The sequence below is a fragment of the Companilactobacillus kimchii DSM 13961 = JCM 10707 genome, from assembly GCF_001435445.1.
Classification (GTDB): Bacteria; Bacillota; Bacilli; order Lactobacillales; family Lactobacillaceae; genus Companilactobacillus; species Companilactobacillus kimchii.
Genome location: NZ_AZDH01000003.1, coordinates 50,845 through 74,533, shown reverse-complemented (window position 1 = coordinate 74,533; position 23,689 = coordinate 50,845). Strand labels below are relative to the sequence as shown.

Genomic DNA, 23,689 nt, shown 5'->3' with positions numbered 1-23,689 from the left:
GGGGGGGGGTAGTATAGGTTGGAATCGAACCAACACTAACCTGTCTATGCTATAAGATAGGCTTTATCATCACCTATCAAAACAAATGAGAGTGTTATTCAAATGTGTTCTGGTTTGAATAGTTTCCTTCTATAATTGTTATCTCAAAAGCTCTTTCGATAATACTAATATACATCTAATTTAAGGGGAATCTAATGACATGGGTATGCCATATGTATGACACAACTATGACATAGGTATGACATTTAGGATGCCTTCCTTATACAATCGGTTGGCTTGTCTAAATGAGTAATCAAGATTCTCACTGATTGTATAAAGGTCCATATCATTAATGAAGAATAACTCTAATACATTAGCCTGGTTAGGATTATCTAAGTGGTCAAGCGTACTTAATATCTCATGTTTAATAGGTCTACTTTCCATTAACAAGTTATTGATTCTTTGTTCTAATTCTTCACGTTGACCTAACTCATCATTCAAACCTCTGGGAATTCCACCGCCTGGCATGCCAGTTATCCTAGCACTATGTGTAGATTCGATACGATCATCTAATTGATAAAGCCTTTCTTCAAGCCGTTTAAGTTGTCGTAAGAATGGCTTATATCTTTTTAGAAACTTTTTATTTTCTTGGAATTTATCTTCACTCACAAAATAGCTCCTTTCTGTCAAAGATAAAAAATCATCTTTGACACCTTCTAACGCTTGGTATCATTGGGTTTTTAGGACTTTCACAAGTGAAGTGTCAAAGATGAAACCCCTATATTTCTTTATATATTAATACTATTCAATAAACTTACTATTATATATAAAAGAAAGTGAAAACATCTTTGACATCTTTGACACCCTATTAAATCCATTGAGCCACAACGGTTACAGCTGTCAAAGATATCATTGACATGTCAAAGATACATCATTGACAGACACCATTTTGACCCTAAAATACCCATTTTTGTTTACGAATAGTGGGGTTAAAAATACCCAAATACGTCCATTTAGGGTATTGATACGAAAATTTGTTTTCTTTTTCCATCAAACCGTTGTGTCTTAGTAGATAGTTTTTTCATCCGGCAAACTTCACGACTAAAAGCAATCTGTGAAACTGCTTTGTATCCATTATCAGTACACCAAAGCGAATACATCACATAAGTATCTTTAACCACTTCATTAACTAATTTAGGCTGCTCATCACGTAAATATAAAATGATCGGATTATTAAGTTCTTCGTATTTAGCAGCTTCAGCAGTAATTCTTTTGGAAGTAGCGAACTTATGATTTTTAAGTAATCGTTTCAATCCATTTAGACCTAACAACAAAACATATTGCATTGATTCGGTTGAAAGTAACTTATCTGTTATGAATGGGTCATAATCAGAATCTTTGGAAGTGAAATGTGCATTAAAAGGAATGAACATTAAACGTCTGGTTAAACCATTCGAAGTGTCATTGATACGTGGCATCTTATTGGCGCTGAAGATTAACTTTGAATAGTTATTAAAATCAAAAGGATCTCTACCCTTTCGTTCAGCATTGATGGTTTCACCAGTTGTTAACTTCTTAAATTCGGAATTATCTTTGATATATTCATTAGAAATATCATCACCAATATTGGCTAACTTGCCAAATAGTTCAGCTGTTTTGAATCGTTGACCTAACTCTTTCAAATCAAGTGATGATGTATTATCACTGCCAACTAATTTACGAACAATCTTTAAATAAGAACTTTTACCGTTTGATCCATCACCGGTTAGAATGAATGCTTTACCTAACTCATTACGTCTGAATAGAACATAACCAAAGATTTCTTCAAGGATTAATCTTAATTCTTTATCATTCACCGATATCTTATTTAAAGTTTTATCAGTTATCTCATAATAAGCATCTTCAACAAACTTGATTGGAACCTTATTTTTAATTACGATTTCAGGACTGAAATCTTGAAGTTTCCAAGTATCAAGATTGAATAATCCATTTTCTAAAGCAATATATCGAACATCAGCTAGTGGTTTTTCTTCAGCTTGCAATTGAAGATAACTAAGAACTTCAATTCGTCTGGATTTCGTTAGCCCTGGTAAATGTCTAATCATTGCTCTTTCAATATCTGCTTGATCATCGGAATACACACCATCTTTGTAAATATGTAAAACACCGGCTACTAGAATAATATGATGTTCAGCAATCAAGAATTTAGCAAACTTATCATGCAAAAATGAATTTTTACTAAAGAATGTTTCCTTTAAAAAAGCATCATTACGAAGGATAATATCAACTTCACGTTTTGGTAATGGATCATCAAGGATGTAATCATTAATTAGCCTAATCGTTTGCCGAATATCATCACGACTCATTCCAGCCTTTTGTAAAACTAAGATGTAATTGAACAATTTTTGATTTCGTTCACCAGATTTTAATTCTTCAATATGGTTTCTATGATTGCTTAGTGGTAGCAGCCATTTAGGCATTGCATCAAAATGAGATGTTTTACGAACCCATTTTCTGGTTTTGCCTTCAATACGTAACGGATCAGCAGTATTCTTAATTCCAAGTTTAAAATCTGCTTTGATTCCTAATGCTGTATACCAACCAATTTTGTTAGTTGTTAAATCATAACCTTGAAAGTAAAAATGCATTCCGTGATTAGTTTCAATGGCTGAGAAATTAATATTCAAGTTATCCAATATCTTTAACAATTTGTGTGATTCTGGCCAATTATCAACGTCAACACATATGTAATCATCAGACAAGATACCAACATATGAATCTTCTTTACGAACTGTTTCAAATTTAAGTAACCTTTGACCATTTTTAAATTTACTAGAAGCGTGTTTACCATCTCCTCTTAAATATCCGCGATATAGAATTTTTCTCACCTCACTTTCCTATCGATTGACAACTACTTAAATAGCATGTGTTTAGTATCAGAATCTACCATGTAGCCTTTACCCCAAGGCATTATCAAGAAATATAAACTGTCATACTCATCAACTTTTTCAATCGAACAAATATATTTAGGATTAATAAGAGCTTGTGTGACCTGTAAATCTTCTGATTCATCTTCATAATAAATATCTATTTCGACCATTTTAAAACCTCTTGTAAAATCTGATTATTATCTATAGAAATATTAAAAATTATTCTTATAATTATTTCAATCATCAGTTTTATCCTCACTCTTACTTAAAAATGTAATCCCAATTCGAATATTTCCACCTGATTGATCAATGATAGAAATATCTGAAACATTATTAATTTCAATATCATCGATATAGATTTTGCCAGCTTTAATTTTTATTTCATTCATTATTTTCTACCTCATAAATAATTGTTGTAATAATTGATGGTTTAAATGTGTCATCTACAGTCTTCACATAATCTCTGTAGGATGTATATGTGAAACCTTGGATAGCATTGGTTTTAATGTTTTTAACATTATGAGTTCTCAGAAATTCGTTTACTTCTTCATCGTTATCATCATCAACAGCGACTCTAATAAATGTTTTAACTTGATTCATTTCTCTACCTCGTAGCCGTATAGGATAGCTTCAATACAAAGCCTATATCTTTCATCATTAATTTAATTACTTTTGCTTCATTCATCGTCTTCTACCTCTTCCATAAATGGCACAAACTTTGGATCAATAGCAGCTACTTCATCACGTGTGAACTTGGTTTTAAAGCCGTTAAGTTCAAGACGATTATATAATTTTAATTCCCCATCAGTATTGATATTTAGATAAGAATACCAATCACTTTTAATCAAATGCACATAATATTTTTGATCTGCAAATTTAGCTTTACCATCATAATAATCGACAATATCTCTAGCCAATTGATTATCTTCGTCAGGACTTTCATTCAAATACTTTATCGTCAAAAATGTACAATTATCGTCATCGTTAGCAATTCCGTTAATTAAGGCAATAGCATTCTTAAAATTGCTTTCTTTAGCTTCTTCTAATTCCTTACGCTCTTTTTTAGTCCAACCTTTTAAAATTCTTACGTCATCCATTATTTTATTTCTCCATATTCCACAATTCTAAACTCTGCTCTTTTTGAAAATCGGTACTTCATACTATTAATTGCTTTTTCGGCACCTTCATGAGTTTCATAAGTACAAAGTTGACGATGAAACTCATCTTTTTTTCTAGTCATAAATTTCCAGTTAATAGATCTGTCTTTAACTAATACGACATATATATTCATCATTTATCACCTTCAAAGTCTTTCACTCTTGATTGAGCTAATTTGATGTACCACTCACGATCTAACGTGGAGGGTACTTTTTTATTTTTGACATTTCCGTTATCAATAAAACCGTGTTTTGGAACAAACCCAATCTTTTCTAATGACCCTTTTTTTAATTTGAATAACTGCAAATCATCCTGGTCAGTGCTTGCGAAAACACGCTGAACTTTACCAGGTATTTTTTTGACTAGTTTGTGTTGACCAGTAGATGTGTCATATCCAAGTGCAGCGCCATCATATTTGTAACTTAACTTCACAACCTTCTGAAATTGATGTAAATCATCACAATCTTCAATGGTTTGTTTAACTGGTATTCCATCAGTAAAATACTTGACTATTGCCTTATTGATTATTGGAAGGTCATAATCTAAGTTATTCAATCCTTTAACATAAGAACCTTTGGTTTTAACATAACCTGATTCATGATCAATCATGATGTAATTGTTGACGTCCTTTTGAATGACCTCATCAAAATATTTAAACTCTAATCCCATGCCAGTACGCTGTTCCCACTCGTAACAAATATCATCAACCTTATCGAAGTAACTATTATCCAATAATCGAACGTACAAACCATCAGTGTTTGATTGGATAAGTTCAACGTATGGTTCTAATTTTTCAATCAAATCAAGTAGCAACATCATTCCACAAACACATACATTGTTAGCTTGACGTGGATCAAATAGACCATTGTATTTATCTTTGGTCGCTCCATAAGTAGAATTAAGAACAATTTTATAAGGACCTTGCCGGGGGTCCTTTTTTGCCTTGTATTCCAATCTGGTTTTAAGAATTTCGGCGAACTTCTTTGGATTAGAAATATTTCTACTGACATAACCGTAATTAACCATGATTGTGGGGTAGTAACTACCAACATCAACATTGATAATTGTTCCTTTAGCGTGATAGTTTTCTTTGGCGCCGTGAAGTCCTCCCCAAGCGAAGATATGTTTAACACCTGCAACTGTGGTTTCATAACTTTGTTCATAGCTTGTTGCTGTTTCGTAAAATTCAACGACATCAGTATATTTATCAACTTGCATTGTATCCGGAAAGCCATAATCCATTTCATCATCACGTTTAATTCTTGGTTGTTTAGCATTAAGGATTTTGGCTGATAACTGTGCTTTAGTTTTTCCAACGTCTTTAATAGGAAGTTTGAACTCTTTAATCAGTCCCATAGTCGCTTCAAATTCCTCGATACGTTCAACAAAAACATTGATAGTTTCTTCAACGTCATGAGTACAATATTTAACAACCTCATCAATTTCATCATCAGTTAATTTACGTTTAATAGTAAAATCAATCTTACTTTCTTCGACATCATCACCCATAAACCCTTCTAGTTGTTTGAGTGATTGACCACGAATGGTATTAATATCGAAGTTTAGAAATTGAATTTTATAAAGTTGCTTACTAAATTGCCATCCCATTCTATCTAGATCAATAATCCAATCATTCATCTGTTGCGGTTTAAATCCACCAATAATTGCTTTGGCAATGTATTGATCGTAGTGACGTGTATTAAATCCGACCCAAATATCATTTTTGTGCTGATGATAAAAATCAATGAATTTATCAGTATCGTTAATGATTACTGTTTTAGATTTGGTTTCAGAATCAAGAATGACAACTAACCAATCTTCTTGAAAAACTTCAAAATCGTAAAATAAGATTTTAATCACCTCACTTTATTACTTGGGCATTCCACCCATTCGGCATTGTTTTAAGTGATACTGCACTGAATGATTAATCCAATAATTTAAGAATCTTTAAATCCTTGAAGTCTTTATTTTTCTTGTTGGTACTTTGTTGCAACTCGTAATGATATTCATCATTGTCAGCAACTTCTTCAGCAATATCCATAATTAAATCAGCGTAATCATCAAACCCATTGAACTCAATTTCATCATCTTCAAAGACCTTCAAACTACGAAGCATCTCATCATTGTTATGGATTTGTAGTCCAATATATTGTGAAGCTGGTTGCATTACTCCGTTATAGAAGATTAGACTTCCTTTAAATTCTCCTTCTTCAATTTTGTAGCGAATGGAAAGCATTGGATCACCCTTCTTTGAAGTTTTCAATTCCATTTGGGCAACGCTAACTTCATAAGTATCGTCAGGAATTTCAGGATAGTCGCTACCTGAATTGGATTCCGCATCCTTGATGTCTTTCTTGATATCGTCCATATCAATCGCCTTATCGAATTTTCCCCAGTCGTAATTTTCTTCAGCCATTATTTATTTCCTCCTAAAAAATTAAGTAATGTTAGTGCAGTGAATAAGTCATTAGATTGTTCTTCAAATCTTTGAATTAATAATTTTTCAACCGTGTACTCCAAATCATCTTGATTACCAACAATTTTATTCATCATCCCATCAACAATTTCTTGTCGTTCTTCATCGGTAAAAGTTAAATTTGGATTGATTTTATTTAATAAATTATCAACAGCCTTGTTACAGATACGATCTAAGTGAATATAAATATTCATAAATTAATCTTCCTTTCTTGCAGTTCTTCTACGTCTGCGACGTGGTTTAGGTGCTTCTTCGGTTGTTTCTGGTTCATCATCTTCACCAGGGGGTGTCATTTCATCTTCAGGTTCTGATTCTGCTTTACGTGAACGGCGTTTGCGTTTTGGTTTTTCCTCTTCAGTAGGCTCTTCAGTTTTCTTGGTTCTACGTCTTCTAGTTGGTTTTTCAGGTTCATCTTCTTCGTTCGTGTCTTCTGCTGATTCGGGTTGTTCCTGGAGCGGTTTTTGTTCGGGTTTAGTCTTAGGTCTTTCAGCATCTTTAGGTTGTGCATCTTTGAGTGCTTCAATAAAAGCATCCTTTTCAAGTGGTACTTCTTTAACTTTGAAATTAAATCTTCCACCACCAAAGATATTTGGTTGTTTCTGTAGCATCAATAGATGTTCATCACTATCGTTAACATAAGCACGCATTGTAATATCAACGGTACCCGTTAGGAAGTTAGCAGTTTTTGAATCAATATTTGGTTGGAAAGTTGTTCTTACTGATCCATTTCTTAAAGTAATATCGTTTCTAAGTTCACGACTGATATAAACAATTTGAAGTCCAACGGCTTTAAGGCGCTTGATGGCATTATCAAATTCTTTTGTGACCATTGACCAACCTTTACCATAGTTACCATCAGATTCATGTTCCCAGTTAAATTTATCCATGATATAAGTACGACATGCTTCACGTAAATCTTCCATCAAATCAATAACAATTGTTTGATAGTGTTCTGTATTGCTAACTTCGAGTGTTTGAACGACTTCAAGGAATGTTTCCCAAGCTAACTTACGTTTAGTCATTCTTCCTTCTTTCTTTACCTCATCTTGGATTGGCAAAACTGGACTTGTAATATTGTCGGTATTACCATCAGTATTTAGCATTAAAACATCATCAAACTGATCCATGAAAGTTGTTTTACCAACATAACTATCGGCGTATAACCAGATGTCCGGTTTCAAATCCATTTGTTTTTTTCTACGTACATTTTTAGGTAATTGCATTAAAATTTCTCCTTTTTCATCTTGAATAGCGTTCAAATAATTTGGTGCAAATCTTGGCATGCAGCTAAAACAGTGATCAACATTCTTTGGATATTCAGTAGCTGCTTCAATTTCTTTAATTGTGTTTTGAAAATATAAAACGTTCATATCATCATATTTAATTGGTACTAGTTCTGGTTTTGACTTAGATACTTCTTCGGTTAACCTTTTTCTAAATTGATATAAACTTTCTGTTTGTTTCTGTTTAATTCCAGTTTTAGGAATGAAGATATATCCAAGATGTTTGATATTGAATCCTAATTTTTCCAGATAATACTTATACAAGTGAAGCTGACCTGATTCCAAATAATTTTCAACATGGTTAGAATATTTAAAATCAATAACAGTTGATGTTCCATCAGGTGCAGTAATTATTAAATCAGCAAATCCAATGAAGTCTTTAGTGATGATTGGATATTCATGTTGAAACTTACAATCTTTAAAGTTATCCAAAATATCGTTAACTTTTGGCAACAAGATTTGTAATTTCATCATCTCGTTTACCTGGTCATTAGTGATCAATGGATAAGAATCAAAGTAATCTTGTTCCATTGCTTTCTCACCGGATTCCAGTCCCTTATGAAGTGCATGACCTAAAATTAAAGGGCTGTTAGCATCCAATTTGGGTATCTCAATCAACTTATCTATGTAGCGTGCTTTGTAGTGATATGGGCATTTATGCCACAAATCTACCCTTGAATAGCTGTATCTTGTCAATCATCATCACCCCATTTAAATGGTTCAGGTAATTTACCAATAAAGTCATTCATATCTTTAGCAAGTGCATCAACCTTCTTTTGAAGTTCCAAAATAGCCTTTTTACGTTGCTTCTTTTTTTGACGTTTATTCATTCAAACCACCGTTCCTTCCATTGATCAAAATTCAAGCAATAGTAATCAAATTCTGGATGTTTTGGGTTAGGTGTTTTAGTAGGTCTTAAAACATATCCAGAACCGCCATTAGCATTAATACTAGCCAAACTTCTGGCTTGCAAAACTGTTTCGTTATAACTTGTTCCATCCGATTTAAGTTCTATTCCATGAAATTCGCCATTAATGCACGCTAGGATATCCGGAACACCTTCTTTAGTAAATTTGGACCCACCCCAGTACTTAACAAACCAAACATCATTATCTTTAAGATATTTAATAACCTTCTTTTGAAACTCACCTTCAGATAATTTCATTTCTTCACCGTGATTCTTAATGATGGTTTACGTACTGTTTTCTTTGGATAGTCAGCCATTAAGGCTAAATACTCATCTGGTTCATTCTTTTTAAATTCTTTTAGATCAACGCTTTTGGATTCTGAACTAGCTACTAATGTGGCTTTCAAAACATTGTTATCAATAGATTTAACGTCATATTTTTCCATCTGTTCTTTAAGTTCATTTTCGAGCTTCTTTTTTTCCATTGAATATTCATCAATAGTTTTCTTCAAAGCAATGTAACCTGTAATTAAAGGTAAATTAGCTTGTTCAAACTTCGTTAATTCGTTCATAGTTCGTTCTCCTTTTTAATTTCTGAACTAATTAAAGTAAAAATTTCTTGTGCATCTTGATGAGCACGATAAATTTTAATTTTTGGATTTTTCTTGATTGAAGCAATCATTAATTGAATGTAAAGAAACCTTAAATTAAAATCATTCTCGTTTTCTGCTGAACCAAGAACTTCATTAAGAACTTCATTAAGAACTTTGTTAGTTTCAACTTGTTCATTCATTGGCTCCATTCCTTTTCAAATAATTTGTCCGTATAGTCTTTACGCATTTTCAAAACTTCAAGCATTCTCCACTCAACGCTTCCATCAGTCAGTAAATAGTAGTAGAAACATGGTCGGTTCTGACCGATTCGGTGTATTCGCTTTTTGGATTGCTCAAATAGTTCTGATTTGTCTGTGAGTGTGAAATAAATAATCTTATTAGCCTTTTGAAGATTTAAACCCATGGCACCCGCCTGATACTGAATTAAAGAAACACTGTTGCTTTCGTTCTCATAAGCATCCATATCTTTTAAAGAACCGTTCATGGTTGAAACTGGTTTATTTAGTTTTTGACATATCTTTAACAATTCTTCATATTCGGCTTTGAAATTATAAAAAATAATCAAACGATCGTTGGTACTAGAAATTAAATCTTCAACTTGGCCCAATTTATGTTTATTCCACATCCCTGCAAATTGACGTAAATATAATTTGGCGGTAGCTACTGTATCACCAACAATTTCTTTATCCTTCACAACTGCGTAATGATCTCTCGCAAAAGTCTTGTAATCCGTGGTAGTTTTGCACTTAATATAAATCTCGTTTTGTTTTGGTAAATCGAATACTTCGTTGGATTTCATAAACACTGCACCATGCTGATGTAGTTTCTTTATTAATCGGTCGGTATGCTGATATCCAACTATCTTGAAATGACCCATGATGTCATCCCATTTTTGAACTGTGTATTGATTTAGAAATACTTTCTTCTTGATATTCCATCCCAACAAATGAAGTTGGCTCCAAAGTTCTTCATACTTTCCGCCGGTCGGTGTACCTGATAATAAAATGACATTTTCAGGTTTCAATTTAAGAATGAATTTAGATTGATTAGAGCGTTCATTTTTGATTTTGGATGATTCATCTAACATCAAGGTAAAGTTCCTTAGTTTTAATAATTCAGGTCTTCTCCAAGCTGTTTCATAGTTAACTACCAAGATTGAATCAGTCGGTATAGTGCTAATTGGTTGTTTTGAATATCTAATAACTTGATAATCATCTGAATAGTATTCATTGAAATGGTCAATCCAGTCATTAATTTTTGATTTCTGACAAATCACCAAATTAAACGGTGTATTCAGTTCCCATAATTTTTCAGAACCAACAAAAGTTTTTCCTAAACCCATTCACATATCCAAGTAATAAGCTACTCTGTTATATGGTTCGGTCTGATTTAATACATCTTCTTGATGTTTGAATAACTTAATGTTGGACAATTGCATCACCACACTTTATTGAATGTTTTCCTAAGTAAAATTCATTCCCTCGTTTTCTTCGTTCATATGCAATACGAAATGACTTAAAACCTATTGTTAAACTAGCTATTTTCATATTTGGATAGATAGTATTATCAATTTGAGTAGCTACAGATCTATGTTCTAAACCATGAATAAATGAGTGATTAATATTTTTCTTTTGAGTAGTCCATTCAAGATTTTCAATGGAATTGTTTTCTTTGTCACCGTCTAAATGATTAACAATTTGTAATCGACTTGGATTATTCAAATATGTTTGTGCTACTAATCTATGAACAAACTTTTTAGAACATTTACCGTTTTTATCGTAAAGGTTCACTTTTAAATAACCGCCGTCTTTATACGTTTTTAATAAACCCTTTCTTCTACTTGATGTAGTTATCAGTGAGTAAACTCGTCCATCTTTAGTAACCGCATATAATTTTTCAAATCCTTTAATTTCTTTCATGAATATTGCTCGTCAAAAGCTTTATAGATTTTATCTTCAGCTTGGAATTTTTGATTCTCTAAAACTGTTCGATATTGCTTTAATTCCAAAATGTGTTCTTCTAATTTAGAATTACCCGGTTCTAAACAATATTTAGATAATGAGTACTCAATTTGGTAATCAATTGAACCAATTTGTTTACAAATTTTCGTATAACGATCTAACGCCTTATTGATTTTAGGAATGTCAGTATTTTGATATATCATCTGGATCAACTCCTTCACATATTTCACGAATTTCATAAAATATTCTTCTTGCTTTAGGAACTTGCCATGTTTCAATGTCATTAATGGTTTTAAGTCCTAAAGCCAATTTAATTGGTATATAAATTGCATTTTTTAAAGATTGATAATTAGAAGTCATACAAGGAATTTCATTGAATGGTGATTCATAATTTCTTGACCATTCTTCGATTTCTCGTCTTAACTGAACCCACTCCGGGGGATATTTAACATCTGAAGTCATTTTGTATAAATCGTATGCTGCCAAATTTATTACCTCCGATTACTGTTAATAAATTTAATCGTCAATGCTGAAACAGAAACTGTAATTATTAAGAGTGCAATTCCTTTTAAAACTTCCATCTGAACCAACCTTTCATTCTTTGAATATCTTCTTGAGTAAAGTCAGTTAGATTCAAAATGATATTTTCCAACGTTTTATATTTCATAAATAAGTAAGTTGTAACTGAACTTACAATTGAAACTAAAATTGTCCATCCTATCATCTTCATCACCCATTAATTTCAGCAAAATTATCTTCCATAAATTTTTTGAATCGTTTTGGTTCAAAGCTCCAATATCTTCCATCATCAGTATCGGAATAGTGAACAGACCCACCATTCTTGGAATCTAAAATTTTTTTAAACTTTGGAACATATAAGATTTTTTGTTTGAACCAATCCATTTTGTGGTTGTAGCGTTTTTCAACATCTTTGGAAGTCCACCATTTACCATCATCTTTTAATTCTTGATACTCATTAAATTCTGTTTTAGTAATTATTACTTGATCAGATGGGACTTCCATAATTACTTCAGCCTTAATTGTCTGTGGCATAATTTAAACTCCTTTCTCAAATGTTATAATTTAGTTAAATCAGATATATTGGAGATGATTTTTTTGGATAGAACAAATCCTAATGCTCCACATCCATCAAACGAACAAATCGCTCATGATTTGACAATTGCATGGCTCGAAAGAGATTGGAGTGTTAACTGCAAAGCGTATGAAGATGATGGTCCAAAACAAAGTGTTAAAAATTATATGGATATGTACAAAAATTTTTATCATGAAGTTAATAACTATCATTTTTAGGAATTCAACATCCTACTTTTAAGGTAGGGTGTTTTTTTTTAATCACCCACCTTAATTTGATTCATATCAATACCAACTAATAGAAGTGTGTATGGATCAACCTTCAAATAATTGGCAACTGCTTTCACTCTCTTAATAGAAATAGTTTGTGACGTGTCCCATTTTCTAATGGTTCCATTGCTAAATCCCAAATCAGTTTCGATTTTTCTAATTGGAATATTCTTCTTCTTAGCAATGTTTTGAATTGTTTCATAAATCAATACATTCACCACCTTATATAATTTAGTAAGTTGGTCGACATATCTCTTGCAAAAATAGACTGATAGTCTATAATGAAAGCATATTAAAGAACACCGTTATTCCTTTATTCGCCCGCCAAAGCTAATACATTAGGAATTACGATAGGTTTTTTAATACTCTCAATCAACTTACAAGTGCAATTATATAGACCTGTAGTCTATAAGTCAATGGTTTGTTTTAGATTTATGGTCTATATTTAGATTACACTTAGAAATGGATGCAAGAAAATGACGGTATATCAACATATTCAGCACATAGCTAAACTGAAAAAAATTTCTATTCATCAAATTGAAATGGATTTAGGATTTAGTAATGGTAGTTTACGTAAATGGAAAGATAGCGCACCTACAGATAAATTAGTTCGTGTGGCTAAATATCTTGGTACTACTCCTGATTATTTAATTTTGGGGCATGTGAACGATCATGATGAATCAAAAATAAAAAAAGATAACAATGTTGAAACTATAGCAGCTCATATTGATGACAATGTAACTCCCGAACAACTAGAAAAGATAACTGAATATATAGACTTTATTACTAAAGATAATAAGAAAGACTGATTGGATGAATAGACTTGAAAGAGTAATCAATAAATATGAATCAAATATTAACTTTATTTATAAAAATGACATGCCAAACTGTCTTGGGGCTTTAACTATTGGTAATACTGTTTTTATTAATAATCATTATGATCGAATCAATCAACTTCAAAATGTTGTTGAAGAAATAGGACATGTTAAAACAACCGCTGGTAACATTACCGGCTATAAAACTATTAGTGATATCAGACAAGAGAAACAAGCCAGAATATACGGCTCACATCTAATTATTGATTTAGATAGCATCATAGCTTGTTATAAGGCAGACATTCGAACACCTTGGGAAATGTCAGACTTCTTTGAAGTGTCTGAATCATATATGTGGAAAGCCATTGACACTTATCGTATTAAACGTGGAATTGACTTCACGTATAAGGGCTATAAATTCAATTTAAATAACGGTCTTTCTATGTCCAAAATCTGACTGACTTTAAAAGCTGAAATTTGTTTCGGGGGAAAAGAAAATGAAAACCAAAAGTTTAGCATTAACGGGATTAACTATTCTTTTAGCTTCAACATTGGTAGCTTGTTCCGGTGGCAACGAATCGTCTTCAAAATCTGATACAGCTGATAAAACCGTGAAGGTTAAAAAGAAAGCATCAACTTATTTCAAGGATAATAAGTTAGTAACCAAGGATTACGATATTGATATTACTCAAACAAAAGTAATCCAAGTTGGCGAAACTGGAAACGAATATGGTGAAAAACCTGTATTGGCATTTTGGTTCAAAGTTCATAATAAGAAAGCTAAAGACTTAGATCCAAACGGGGCTTGGATAAGTATTTTCAAAGCAATTCAGGATAATAATAAAGATTCAGTCAATGAATTGGATGTTGGTTCACTTCCTGATGATAGATTTTTAGATTCACAATCTGAAGAAATTAAAGTTGGTGGAACCGTTGAAATGGCTGTTTCATATGAATTAGATGATACAACCACACCGGTTAAATTAACTGCTGAAAATATTGTTACTGGTAAAAGTCTTGGATCAATGACATACAAGTTAAATTAAAGACAAAATAAAAAAGCCATATTCCTACACCGACCAAAGTAGATGGAATATGACTTAATAAGAAAGCATTTCTAAACGGGCTAAAAATCCCCCATTTAGCTCCTTTAGTATACCATACTGGAGGAATACTCATGGAAGTATATAAACGTGGCAAAACTTGGACGTATAGAGTCAAATACTATGATTCTGAAGGTAAACGTAAATCAATATCTAAATCTGGATTTTCCACTTCAAAAGAAGCTAAAATAGCAGGTATTGATGTAGAGACGAAACACCTTCAGTCAGGCATTTCAAAAAAAGAAAATGTTTCATTTGTAGCTTATTCAAAAGAATGGATAGAAACTTATAAAAAAGGAAATATTACTGAGCATAGCTATTATATATATTCTTTAATACCCGTTGAAATTGAAAATCATTTTAAAGATACAAAATTAAAAGATGTTACCAAAATGGAATATCAAAAGATGCTTAACACGTATGGTAAAACTCATGTCAAAGAGAGCATATCTAAATTAAATAGTAGAATTCGGGCAATTGTTCAAGATGCTATTCAAGAACGTATTATTTATACTGACTTTACTCACGGCGTTACTATAGCAAGTCAAAAAGCAAGTAAATCTGAGGAAGCAAAATACATCAATGAAGATGATGCTAAAGCCTTAAAATCAGATTGTTTAAAACATGCTTCAATGAATAAGATGGTTAATTATGAGATAATATTTTCATTAATGACTGGATGTCGTATTGGTGAAGTTTCTGGATTGACATGGGATGATGTTCATTTTAAAAAGAAAACTGTTTATATTAAACATGGATTTGATTATTCAAAAGTTCAGGATTTCAAAAAGGTAAAAACTGAAACTTCTGATCGTGAAATTGCTATTTCAAATTCACTCATAACAATACTTAAACAACTAAAAAAAGAACAACAAGAGCTATTTTTAAAAAAGGGATACAGAGACGAACAGAATCTAGTATTCAAAAATTCTAATTTTAATATCATTTCTGATAGTGCTGCCAATCAGGCTTTATCGGATAAATTAAAAAAACTGGAGATATTCCCTATTATCACTTTCCATGGATTACGACATACACACGCATCAATTCTGATTTCTCACGGCGTAGATATAGCTTATGTCTCTCAAAGATTAGGTCACAAGAATATAGCTATAACTTTAAGCACTTATGCTCACCTTCTTCAAAATGGTAAGAAAGAACAAGAAGAAAAAACTAACCAAATATTAGATGAAAACTTAGGATAATATTTTGGGGCACAAATAGGGCACAAACAAGTTAGAAAGTCAGTGATACCAGTCTTTTAGGTCGCCTATATATTCCCATACGGGTGATAATGAATTTTACAAGTTGTTATAGGTTGTCAAAACCTTGTTAAAACAACATTTTAATTTTTAGTTCTTCATTGATTATCACTTATTTACGACAAACTGGAGCCATGGGTGAATCACGAAGAAATATATGAGCTTGCACGGCACTTGAACATCGACTTGATCGATGTTCTTTTTTTATTACTAAATATTACAGAAAGAATTTTTATATGAGTTATATTTCTAATTTCATCAATAATTATCACAATTTAATATCATTAATCGCTTCGCTTGCAACTATTATTATTGCTTTTTTGGCGTACCAAACTAGTAAAAAAACATATAATAACTCTTTGCCAAATCTTATATTCAATGATAAAACGCCTACAATTATCTCAAACAATGGACATAATTATTTTCAATTTAAAACCACCCTCCTAAATGATGGTAAAGGTACTATTATGTGGGGGCTTGTTTTTTTAAAGATAAAAAACAAAAAAAACATATATATTTCCCAACCGATATTTAATTTAAAAGAAAAACAAACTGTTGAAATTACAATACATGATGCTCTGAATAATATTATAGACAGAAACTCCATAAGGCCTGATAAATCAATAACTTCTTTTATATACTATAAAGATAGTTTCAATAACAAATTTTATATAGATCTTTTAAAAAAAGATCCCGAACTAATTAACTTTTATAATACTCAAAGAAGATTAACCTTGCTTAAATCAATCAAAATCAAAATTATGATTCGTCAATCAAAAAAATATAAAAAGGATTATGTTAGCTTAACGGATATAGAACTTAACAGTAAACCAATAATTCAAGGTCCCTTGCCTGGTCATTTTGCACAAGATATATTAATGGATCGAGCCGGTAACCCTATCTTTTTGAATCGGGTTGATATCTATAAAAAGAATTCGGTAAAATAGTTTTGTAATAGAAAGGAAGATCTAATACGGATTAAAAAATCCATATTAAATCCTCTTTTTTTTATCTGTTCGAATATCATAATTTATAAAATTAATATCTTCTAAATCGTCGTTACTATTTACGAGAGTTATAACAAAGTTTATCAATAAGTTAATGATATGCTGTTAGCATAAAGTACTTTGTCAAAATATTAATAAGAAAGGAACAAAACATTGTCATTCAAAACACCACTAGCCGATTTAATGCGGCCACAAACTTTAGATGAAATGGTTGGACAACAGGAACTTTTGAAATCTGGTCAACCATTAAGACAAATCATTGATCAACACGTCAACATCCCACTGTTACTCTGGGGACCACCTGGCACGGGTAAAACTACCTTAGCCAAAATTATTGCTAAACAATACAATTATCCTTTCGAATCGTTCAATGCTTCTACTGATAACAAAGCCAAATTGACTAAACAAATTGATAAATATCCTGACAATTCATTTGTCTTACTGATAGACGAAATCCATCGTATGACCAAGACTTTGCAAGATTTTCTACTACCTTATTTGGAAAATGGTCATATTATGCTAATCGGATCTACAACTGAGAATCCAATTATGTCAATCGTGCCCGCCATCCGTTCTCGAAGTCAGATTTTTGAATTCAAATCACTTAGTGACACGGATATCGAAACTATGTTGAAACGTGCTGTGACTGAAATCTATAAATTAACTGACGAACAAGTCGAAACTGATTCTTTGAAACTAATCGCTATTTCTGCTGATGGTGACTTGAGAATTGCTCTGAATACTTTAGAAACGATTCATGCAATTAATCCTGATAAAATCACTGTCGAAAACGTGAAAAAATTTGCTCAGCAGCAACATTTCAATTACGACAAAAAAGCCACTAAGCATTATGATTACCTTTCTGCCTATTCTGATTCCATGGCCGGTTCTGATACGGATGCGGCGTTATATTATTTAGCAGTATTACTGAAAAACAACGATTTACCATCAGTCGTGCGCAGATTACGTGAAATTCCATACACTTATATTGGATTGGCTAACCCTCAACAAGTTACTCAAATCGTTGTGGCCGCTAATCAAGCTGAAAAAATTGGAATGCCAAAGGCTAAGTACCCACTGATGTTTGCCACGATGCTTATGTGTATCTCCCCTAAATCAGGATCGTTTGATGAAACTTGGGAAAAATTAGATCAAGATACTGAACATCCCAACGAACACCCTATGCCTAAAGGTTTGCGAGACATGCATTACAAACATTCCGAAGAAATTACTGGTGGAGGTTTAATAGACTCTCCCTTTGCATCACCGCACCAACTTGCCCAACAAAACTATATGCCAAAGGGTTTAAAGGGACGTCGTTACTATTATCCTAAGGACAATAACAACGAGAAAAAATTGGGAGAGCAATATTTGAAACTGCATCACTATATTTATCAGGAAGATTACAAAGACCCCGATTCAAATAAAGGACAACAATAATGGAACTTACATATCAATTAATTGAATATGCTAACAAATCAAAAGACACCAACATAGACAAACCATTCAAGAAATTTCCCGACTATCAAGTACTCCGTCACAAAGACAGTGGTAAATGGTTTGGTTTAATCATGCCCGTCGAAAAAAGTAAATTAGGCCTGGATGATACGGGTAACGTTGACTTACTTGATGTGAAAATTAATCCTGAAATGAATTCTATTCTAAGAAATGCCTCTGGTTATTTGCCTGCCTACCACATGAATAAGGAACATTGGATTTCCATTATTTTAGATGGCACAGTTGAATGGAAACAAATAATCAATTTATTAAAAGAAAGCTATTCTTTAACTAATTAATTTATTTGAATAAATAAGGATTATTATTCTTTTCAATCATCATAGATCGCTCTAGAACCTCTAAAAGCTCATATTCTTCAACAAAAGTACATAATAATTGACTATTATGTACTTTTTTCTTAGTATAAAACCACAATTTGAATCAATCCAAATTGTAATGAGACATTTAATAGCCTCTTTCTTGAAAAATAATGGAGATAAGAATATGATCGAAAAACTTACCACTGAATCAGGTCAACCTTGGGCTGACAATCAACATTCCTTAACTGCTGGTACTAGAGGACCAGTTTTAATTCAAGATTATGCTCTCCTTGAAAAACTCGCACATTTTAATCGTGAGCGAATCCCTGAAAGAGTCGTCCACGCTAAAGGTGCCGGTGCCAAGGGCTATTTTGAATTGACTAAAGATATGAGTCAGTATACTAAGGCTGACTTATTCAACGGTGTTAATAAGAAGACACCAATTTTTATCAGATTTTCTCAAGTTGCTGGAGAAAAAGGTTATCCTGATACTGTTCGGGATGTTCGTGGCTTTGCCTTGAGATTTTACACTCAAGAAGGTAATTACGATATTGTTGGTAACAATACACCAGTATTTTTTGTTAACGATCCTTTAAAGTTTCCTGATTTCATACATTCACAAAAACGTGACCCTCGTACTAATCGAAGAAGTCAGAAAATGCAGTGGGATTTTTGGGCCCATTCACCTGAATCTCTCCATCAAGTAACTATCCTAATGTCAGACCGTGGAATCCCCGCATCTTATCGAACAATGGAAGGCTATGGTTCTCATACATTCAAATGGGTTAACGAAAAAGGTGAACAATTCTGGGTCAAATACCATTTCAAAACAGATCAAGGTGTTAAGAACTTATCCAATGATCTGGCTGAAAAGTTATCTGGCGAGAATACAGATTACTTACAAGATGAGTTGTTCGACGCCATTGAGAAAAAAGACTACCCTTCTTGGACCGTCTACGTGCAATTAATTCCTTACGAAGAAGGATTAAATTATAAATGGGATATTTTTGATGTTACTAAAGTTGTATCTCAAAAAGATTACCCTCTAATTAAAATTGGTAAATTTACTCTAAATGAAAATCCTGATAATTATTTCCAAGATGTTGAAGAATCTGCTTTCTCACCTGCCAATTTCGTACCCGGAATTGAAGCTTCTCCTGATAAACTTCTGCAAGGTAGATTGTTTGGCTACAAAGATGCTGAAAGATACCGTTTAGGGGCTAATTATGAACAACTACCTGTAAATAAGCCCATAGTTCCCGTACACAATTACGCTCGTGACGGATTTATGCAAACACAAAATCCCGATGGTGATGTGAATTACGAACCCAACTCAGAAAATGGTCCTAAGGAACAAATTGATAAAAGTATTGCTAAATTTGATGTAGAGGGTAAAGCTGCTAATACTCCTTATGAATACAAGGTCGACTACACGACCCAAGCAGGTGACCTCTATCGTCTATTGACATCCGATGAAAAAGATAGACTAATTGAAAATATTGTTTCTGGACTCGGAAGTTTTGACGACAAAGAAATTCAAATTTTAGAAACTAAACAATTTTACGCCGCTGATAAAGAATATGGTTTAAGAGTAGCTCACGAATTAAATTTATCAGAGAATGATATAAAATAAAATTTTACGAAAATAAGCACTAGCAATGATCTCTCAAAAGATTATTACTAGTGCTTATTTGAATATCCTCAATTATATTGACCAATTCCCTGATAATACTGTCATTTGTACTAGAAAAGGCTACTAAAGATTTCTATAATGAAAGTTAACTTGTAAAAAATTAACGGAGAATTTTATGGATAATACAGCTATCATCAAAAAATATTTTCAATCCTGGACAACACGTGATTTTTCAGATTTAGATACCTACTTCGATGAAAAAATCATTTATCGTGAATGTTACGGTCCCATATATATTGGCTTGGACGAATTGCATCAGTTTATTGACAATATGATGAATCGTCAAAAAGTTTTGAACTGGCGAATTGATAAAATCCTCCCAACAGACAAAAACACTTATACAGTGTTATGGTATTTTCATGCTGTTGAGCATACTGAATATGACTTCGACGGTGCCTCAATAATTCAATTTAAAGATAATAAAATTATTGATGTTGCCGAATATCAATCCAAGCATGAAACTTTTCGTCCATTCAAAAAAGAGGGTAAAAATGAATTCAACAATTAAGAATATGACCGAACACGTTTCCGTACGTGAATTTAAAGATCAAGCCATCACCACCGATCAAAAACAATCACTATTAGCTGCGGCTCAAAGTGGTTCTACATCTGAGTTCGTGCAAGCTTTTTCTATCATTGAAATAACTGATCAGAAACTTAGAAATGAGTTAGCTGATATTACCATTAGCTCCCCACATGTTAAAAAGGCTGATACATTTTATGTTTTCGTAGCCGATTTAAACCGTCAAGCTAGTATTCTAAAATCACATAATCAAAATTTAGATAGTCTAAAGAATATGGAATCATTGATTGTTAGTGTCGTCGATACAACTATCGCCGCTCAAAACATGGCTGTTGCCGCTGAATCAATGGGTTTAGGCATCTGCTATATCGGTAGTCTTCGTAACAACATCAAACGTGTCGCCGAATTATTGAATCTGCCAAAATTCACCGTTCCCGTCTTTGGTATGACAGTCGGTGTTCCCGCAACTAAAAATCAACATAAGCCACGTTTACCACGGGCTAATCAAGTCGCTACCAACACTTATGACAATCAAAAATTCACTGATTTAACAACTTATGATCAAGATGTTCACGAATATTATGCTAATCGTAAAACTAATTCTTCTGACACTAACTGGTCTGAAAAAAACTTAGCAATTTTCAAACAAGTTAGACGTCCAGAAGTAGCCAATTTTCTTAAAGAACAAGGCTTCTCGTTAGCTTAAATTTTTCGATACTTTTCAATTTTGCTTTGATACTGATCAATTAGTTGTGAACGATAAGTCTTATCTGTTTGACCATCACGAACTTTAGACCAAATGATAGCCGCAACCTTCATTTTTTGCGAATAATTTTTTGAACGTTCATCATGATTAAAATCTTTTACAAAATTATTCCATTGATAAGTGTGCTCTTCATCATTGTCAGCCAAAGTTTTATTCTGATAGGCATCAATTAAATCCTGAACCGTGGCTGAAGTATCCTGGTCACTTTGAACTTGGCGCATTTTAATCGCCATAGATTTTTTAAAACTGAATTTGCTCATTTGAAAATAATCGGCGAAAAATTTTCTAGCTTCTGCATTCAATTTGAATCCTGAAGCCAATAATTTAGTCTGCGGATTAATTCGTTCAGTCTTCAATGGAGAGATGTGGGTACTAGTCCTCACAGTTTTTATTTGCGATTGTGGTATGCCACTCAAATACTGAATAATATATTGATTTAATTCAGCTTTAGTTCCATAACTAGGCAACTGGTTATCTTTACAGATTTGTGCTAGCTCTGTTTTGTACCAATAAAATCTTTTAAAATCTTCCACCGATAATTTTTTAGAAAAACATGGTCTATCAACCATCATAGTCTCCCACTAAATATCACGAATCTCGTGGTATTTTTTTTATTCAATTTCACCAAACTTCTCAATGAACTGCTCCATATCAGTTTGCGAGTCGTCTAAAGCATTACTCATTTCATCAGTCACAACTAACAGTTGCTCATAGAAATCACGTTTCTTTTGAAATTCATTTCTTTTATTCTTAAGAAATTTTTGAGTATTAGTATGGCAATCATCTGTGATCGGTTTATCTCGCAATTCTAAAACTATTTTTATTTCTTCCAAAGTTAAACTAGCCCTCTGTAAATTACGGATAATCGCAAAAGCTTTTTGATCTTCAACACTAAAATTTCGATAATTATTATGATTTCTCTTAGGTTTCAACAAACCTATTTGATCATACAATCTCAACGTATCTCTAGTGGTACCAACTTTTTCACAAAATTCTGCAACGTTCATATCAGATCCTCCAAACATACTGATTGACTTGGGGGTTAAGCCCCATGATACTGTCTGATTAATCAATAAAGAAACCAGGTAATATCAAATGAGTTTATTTACATTCAACGCTCCAATTAGATTTTTAACCGAAATGGCAACTGCAATCCTTATCGTCACTATCGGCCTAACAAAATATTCATTGCCCTTAAATATTTTAATTGGAATAATTTTACCAACAATTTTCATATTATTATGGGGATTATTCGTGGCACCCCATTCTCCAAGACAAGGTTCTACAATCTCGCGAGTTTTTATTGAGCTAATAGTTTTCGGCACTTGTACCTATCTAATAGTATCCAAATTATCTATAGTGGCCGGATTAATTTATTTATTAATCACATTTCTTAATAGTGTAATGATTCATGTACAGAGGACATTATCATGAGAAAAATAATTTACTATCGTTTAGAAAATATAACTTTCATTTTACTATTATTAATGATTTACCCTTCATACGGATCATGGTTCAATCTATTAATATTCTATTTACTACCTGATATTTCTGGATTAGGCTTCATTTTTTCGGAAAGGATCGGCGAACTCTCGTACAATTTAACACATACTCTAGTTTTTCCAACAATTATCTTAATATTCAGTATTAACAATCACTATCTAATAAGTCTAATTATCATCTGGTATCTGCACATTTACATTGATCGTATTCTTGGTTGGAATCTATTTCCTCGTAACAAAAATAGACAATTAAACTAGTTAAAGCAAATTATTACTCCACTCGATCTTTACAGATTTACAATATATTATTCTAAAGATAAGAGACTGGAGGTAATTAATCATGGCACCTATTGAGGACAAAACTTTTCGTGGTTACGAATTATTCATTATGAGGAACGCCATTATCAATATCCTAACGACAGACTCAGTTAATATGATTATCAATTACCAAGTTGATTCTGATAAAAATCAACGCCCCATTCAACCTAATTTAATTAATAAACATAATTTTTCTTGAAAATTTACATACAC

Annotated in this window: 38 protein-coding genes; 14 read left to right on the top strand and 24 right to left on the bottom strand. The window is 32.5% G+C overall.

The window, feature by feature from the left end; genetic code table 11:
- Positions 1 to 225: 225 nt before the first annotated feature.
- From FC97_RS01545 to FC97_RS01460, 21 genes are all read right to left on the bottom strand, one after another.
- Positions 226 to 648 (bottom strand): hypothetical protein, encoded by a 423-nt coding sequence (locus FC97_RS01545; RefSeq protein ID WP_054643405.1) that lies wholly within the window; start codon positions 646 to 648, stop codon positions 226 to 228.
- Between the two features lie 344 nt (positions 649 to 992).
- The gene (locus FC97_RS01540) at positions 993 to 2,867 is read right to left on the bottom strand and encodes a phage/plasmid primase, P4 family (protein WP_087882343.1); all 1,875 of its coding nucleotides are present in this window, start codon (positions 2,865 to 2,867) and stop codon (positions 993 to 995) included.
- Between the two features lie 23 nt (positions 2,868 to 2,890).
- Positions 2,891 to 3,079, bottom strand: coding sequence for a hypothetical protein (locus FC97_RS01535; RefSeq protein ID WP_054643404.1), 189 nt, complete (start codon positions 3,077 to 3,079; stop codon positions 2,891 to 2,893).
- Between the two features lie 66 nt (positions 3,080 to 3,145).
- The gene (locus FC97_RS13345) at positions 3,146 to 3,298 is read right to left on the bottom strand and encodes a hypothetical protein (protein ID WP_156314102.1); all 153 of its coding nucleotides are present in this window, start codon (positions 3,296 to 3,298) and stop codon (positions 3,146 to 3,148) included.
- Positions 3,291 to 3,509, bottom strand: coding sequence for a hypothetical protein (locus FC97_RS01530; RefSeq protein WP_054643403.1), 219 nt, complete (start codon positions 3,507 to 3,509; stop codon positions 3,291 to 3,293). Before FC97_RS01530 ends, FC97_RS13345 begins: the two co-directional genes overlap by 8 nt.
- 77 nt (positions 3,510 to 3,586) lie before the next feature.
- The gene (locus FC97_RS01525) at positions 3,587 to 4,006 is read right to left on the bottom strand and encodes a hypothetical protein (protein ID WP_054643402.1); all 420 of its coding nucleotides are present in this window, start codon (positions 4,004 to 4,006) and stop codon (positions 3,587 to 3,589) included.
- Positions 4,006 to 4,203, bottom strand: coding sequence for a hypothetical protein (locus FC97_RS01520; RefSeq protein ID WP_054643401.1), 198 nt, complete (start codon positions 4,201 to 4,203; stop codon positions 4,006 to 4,008). The genes FC97_RS01525 and FC97_RS01520 overlap by 1 nt, the downstream gene beginning before the upstream one ends.
- Positions 4,200 to 5,927 (bottom strand): DNA polymerase, encoded by a 1,728-nt coding sequence (locus FC97_RS01515; protein ID WP_054643400.1) that lies wholly within the window; start codon positions 5,925 to 5,927, stop codon positions 4,200 to 4,202. Before FC97_RS01515 ends, FC97_RS01520 begins: the two co-directional genes overlap by 4 nt.
- A 64-nt stretch (positions 5,928 to 5,991) precedes the next feature.
- Entirely contained in the window at positions 5,992 to 6,483 is a 492-nt protein-coding gene (locus tag FC97_RS01510; protein ID WP_054643399.1) for a DUF669 domain-containing protein, read from the bottom strand.
- The gene (locus tag FC97_RS01505; RefSeq protein WP_054643398.1) at positions 6,483 to 6,737 is read right to left on the bottom strand and encodes a hypothetical protein; all 255 of its coding nucleotides are present in this window, start codon (positions 6,735 to 6,737) and stop codon (positions 6,483 to 6,485) included. Before FC97_RS01505 ends, FC97_RS01510 begins: the two co-directional genes overlap by 1 nt.
- Positions 6,738 to 6,740: 3 nt before the next feature.
- The gene (locus FC97_RS01500; protein WP_056967681.1) at positions 6,741 to 8,522 is read right to left on the bottom strand and encodes an AAA family ATPase; all 1,782 of its coding nucleotides are present in this window, start codon (positions 8,520 to 8,522) and stop codon (positions 6,741 to 6,743) included.
- Positions 8,519 to 8,656: a hypothetical protein gene (locus FC97_RS13340; RefSeq protein ID WP_156314101.1), complete on the bottom strand. Its 138-nt coding sequence runs from the start codon at positions 8,654 to 8,656 to the stop codon at positions 8,519 to 8,521. Before FC97_RS13340 ends, FC97_RS01500 begins: the two co-directional genes overlap by 4 nt.
- The gene (locus FC97_RS01495; protein ID WP_199800797.1) at positions 8,653 to 8,991 is read right to left on the bottom strand and encodes a hypothetical protein; all 339 of its coding nucleotides are present in this window, start codon (positions 8,989 to 8,991) and stop codon (positions 8,653 to 8,655) included. The genes FC97_RS13340 and FC97_RS01495 overlap by 4 nt, the downstream gene beginning before the upstream one ends.
- The gene (locus FC97_RS01490; protein ID WP_054643396.1) at positions 8,988 to 9,305 is read right to left on the bottom strand and encodes a hypothetical protein; all 318 of its coding nucleotides are present in this window, start codon (positions 9,303 to 9,305) and stop codon (positions 8,988 to 8,990) included. Before FC97_RS01490 ends, FC97_RS01495 begins: the two co-directional genes overlap by 4 nt.
- Positions 9,302 to 9,526 (bottom strand): hypothetical protein, encoded by a 225-nt coding sequence (locus FC97_RS01485; RefSeq protein WP_054643395.1) that lies wholly within the window; start codon positions 9,524 to 9,526, stop codon positions 9,302 to 9,304. The genes FC97_RS01490 and FC97_RS01485 overlap by 4 nt, the downstream gene beginning before the upstream one ends.
- Entirely contained in the window at positions 9,523 to 10,689 is a 1,167-nt protein-coding gene (locus FC97_RS01480; RefSeq protein ID WP_234030747.1) for an SNF2-related protein, read from the bottom strand. The genes FC97_RS01485 and FC97_RS01480 overlap by 4 nt, the downstream gene beginning before the upstream one ends.
- Before the next feature lie 76 nt (positions 10,690 to 10,765).
- Positions 10,766 to 11,266, bottom strand: coding sequence for an HNH endonuclease (locus FC97_RS01475; RefSeq protein ID WP_054643394.1), 501 nt, complete (start codon positions 11,264 to 11,266; stop codon positions 10,766 to 10,768).
- The gene (locus FC97_RS01470; RefSeq protein ID WP_054643393.1) at positions 11,263 to 11,511 is read right to left on the bottom strand and encodes a hypothetical protein; all 249 of its coding nucleotides are present in this window, start codon (positions 11,509 to 11,511) and stop codon (positions 11,263 to 11,265) included. Before FC97_RS01470 ends, FC97_RS01475 begins: the two co-directional genes overlap by 4 nt.
- Positions 11,492 to 11,794, bottom strand: coding sequence for a hypothetical protein (locus FC97_RS01465; RefSeq protein WP_056967678.1), 303 nt, complete (start codon positions 11,792 to 11,794; stop codon positions 11,492 to 11,494). Before FC97_RS01465 ends, FC97_RS01470 begins: the two co-directional genes overlap by 20 nt.
- 82 nt (positions 11,795 to 11,876) lie before the next feature.
- The gene (locus FC97_RS13335; protein ID WP_156314099.1) at positions 11,877 to 12,032 is read right to left on the bottom strand and encodes a hypothetical protein; all 156 of its coding nucleotides are present in this window, start codon (positions 12,030 to 12,032) and stop codon (positions 11,877 to 11,879) included.
- A gap of 5 nt (positions 12,033 to 12,037) precedes the next feature.
- Positions 12,038 to 12,361, bottom strand: a complete 324-nt coding sequence (locus tag FC97_RS01460; RefSeq protein ID WP_054643392.1) for a DUF771 domain-containing protein — start codon at positions 12,359 to 12,361, stop codon at positions 12,038 to 12,040.
- A gap of 63 nt (positions 12,362 to 12,424) precedes the next feature.
- Between FC97_RS01460 and FC97_RS01455 the strand changes: the two genes are divergently transcribed.
- Positions 12,425 to 12,619 carry a hypothetical protein gene (locus FC97_RS01455; protein WP_054643391.1) on the top strand — a complete coding sequence of 65 codons (195 nt, stop codon included), beginning with the start codon at positions 12,425 to 12,427 and terminating at the stop codon, positions 12,617 to 12,619.
- A gap of 38 nt (positions 12,620 to 12,657) precedes the next feature.
- Here FC97_RS01455 and FC97_RS01450 read toward each other — a convergent pair whose 3' ends face one another.
- On the bottom strand, positions 12,658 to 12,879 hold the full coding sequence (locus FC97_RS01450; RefSeq protein ID WP_025024565.1) for a hypothetical protein: 222 nt from the start codon (positions 12,877 to 12,879) through the stop codon (positions 12,658 to 12,660).
- A gap of 267 nt (positions 12,880 to 13,146) precedes the next feature.
- Between FC97_RS01450 and FC97_RS13555 the strand changes: the two genes are divergently transcribed.
- The 10 genes from FC97_RS13555 (at position 13,147) to nfsA (ending at position 21,596) form a co-directional block, all read left to right on the top strand.
- Positions 13,147 to 13,479 carry a helix-turn-helix domain-containing protein gene (locus FC97_RS13555; RefSeq protein ID WP_054643390.1) on the top strand — a complete coding sequence of 111 codons (333 nt, stop codon included), beginning with the start codon at positions 13,147 to 13,149 and terminating at the stop codon, positions 13,477 to 13,479.
- Between the two features lie 4 nt (positions 13,480 to 13,483).
- The gene (locus FC97_RS01440; protein ID WP_054643389.1) at positions 13,484 to 13,942 is read left to right on the top strand and encodes an ImmA/IrrE family metallo-endopeptidase; all 459 of its coding nucleotides are present in this window, start codon (positions 13,484 to 13,486) and stop codon (positions 13,940 to 13,942) included.
- A 40-nt stretch (positions 13,943 to 13,982) separates the two neighbouring features.
- Positions 13,983 to 14,531 carry a DUF5067 domain-containing protein gene (locus FC97_RS01435; RefSeq protein WP_054643388.1) on the top strand — a complete coding sequence of 183 codons (549 nt, stop codon included), beginning with the start codon at positions 13,983 to 13,985 and terminating at the stop codon, positions 14,529 to 14,531.
- Positions 14,532 to 14,662: 131 nt separating this feature from the next.
- Entirely contained in the window at positions 14,663 to 15,793 is a 1,131-nt protein-coding gene (locus FC97_RS01430) for a tyrosine-type recombinase/integrase (protein WP_054643387.1), read from the top strand.
- Between the two features lie 293 nt (positions 15,794 to 16,086).
- Positions 16,087 to 16,797 (top strand): hypothetical protein, encoded by a 711-nt coding sequence (locus tag FC97_RS01425; RefSeq protein WP_054643386.1) that lies wholly within the window; start codon positions 16,087 to 16,089, stop codon positions 16,795 to 16,797.
- Between the two features lie 213 nt (positions 16,798 to 17,010).
- Entirely contained in the window at positions 17,011 to 18,297 is a 1,287-nt protein-coding gene (locus FC97_RS01420) for a replication-associated recombination protein A (protein WP_056967676.1), read from the top strand.
- On the top strand, positions 18,297 to 18,653 hold the full coding sequence (locus FC97_RS01415; protein WP_054643385.1) for an MmcQ/YjbR family DNA-binding protein: 357 nt from the start codon (positions 18,297 to 18,299) through the stop codon (positions 18,651 to 18,653). The genes FC97_RS01420 and FC97_RS01415 overlap by 1 nt, the downstream gene beginning before the upstream one ends.
- Positions 18,654 to 18,858: 205 nt before the next feature.
- Positions 18,859 to 20,307, top strand: a complete 1,449-nt coding sequence (locus FC97_RS01410) for a catalase (RefSeq protein ID WP_054643384.1) — start codon at positions 18,859 to 18,861, stop codon at positions 20,305 to 20,307.
- A gap of 175 nt (positions 20,308 to 20,482) precedes the next feature.
- Positions 20,483 to 20,875, top strand: a complete 393-nt coding sequence (locus FC97_RS01405) for a nuclear transport factor 2 family protein (protein WP_054643383.1) — start codon at positions 20,483 to 20,485, stop codon at positions 20,873 to 20,875.
- Positions 20,859 to 21,596, top strand: a complete 738-nt coding sequence (gene nfsA / locus FC97_RS01400) for an oxygen-insensitive NADPH nitroreductase (RefSeq protein ID WP_054643382.1) — start codon at positions 20,859 to 20,861, stop codon at positions 21,594 to 21,596. Before FC97_RS01405 ends, nfsA begins: the two co-directional genes overlap by 17 nt.
- Here the strand turns inward: nfsA and FC97_RS01395 are convergent.
- Together FC97_RS01395 and FC97_RS01390 are read right to left on the bottom strand one after the other, a co-directional pair.
- Positions 21,593 to 22,225 carry an SAP domain-containing protein gene (locus FC97_RS01395; RefSeq protein ID WP_054643381.1) on the bottom strand — a complete coding sequence of 211 codons (633 nt, stop codon included), beginning with the start codon at positions 22,223 to 22,225 and terminating at the stop codon, positions 21,593 to 21,595. The two genes, nfsA and FC97_RS01395, sit on opposite strands and share 4 nt — an antisense overlap.
- A 42-nt stretch (positions 22,226 to 22,267) precedes the next feature.
- Complete coding sequence (locus tag FC97_RS01390; protein ID WP_054643380.1) at positions 22,268 to 22,663, bottom strand: MerR family transcriptional regulator; 396 nt, start codon at positions 22,661 to 22,663, stop codon at positions 22,268 to 22,270.
- Positions 22,664 to 22,751: 88 nt separating this feature from the next.
- Here FC97_RS01390 and FC97_RS13870 point away from each other — a divergent pair, with 88 nt between their 5' ends.
- From FC97_RS13870 to FC97_RS13330, 3 genes are all read left to right on the top strand, one after another.
- Positions 22,752 to 23,090, top strand: a complete 339-nt coding sequence (locus tag FC97_RS13870; protein ID WP_082397570.1) for a YrdB family protein — start codon at positions 22,752 to 22,754, stop codon at positions 23,088 to 23,090.
- On the top strand, positions 23,087 to 23,416 hold the full coding sequence (locus FC97_RS13865; protein WP_082397569.1) for a DUF4260 family protein: 330 nt from the start codon (positions 23,087 to 23,089) through the stop codon (positions 23,414 to 23,416). Before FC97_RS13870 ends, FC97_RS13865 begins: the two co-directional genes overlap by 4 nt.
- An 82-nt stretch (positions 23,417 to 23,498) precedes the next feature.
- Entirely contained in the window at positions 23,499 to 23,675 is a 177-nt protein-coding gene (locus tag FC97_RS13330; RefSeq protein WP_156314098.1) for a hypothetical protein, read from the top strand.
- Positions 23,676 to 23,689: the final 14 nt, after the last annotated feature.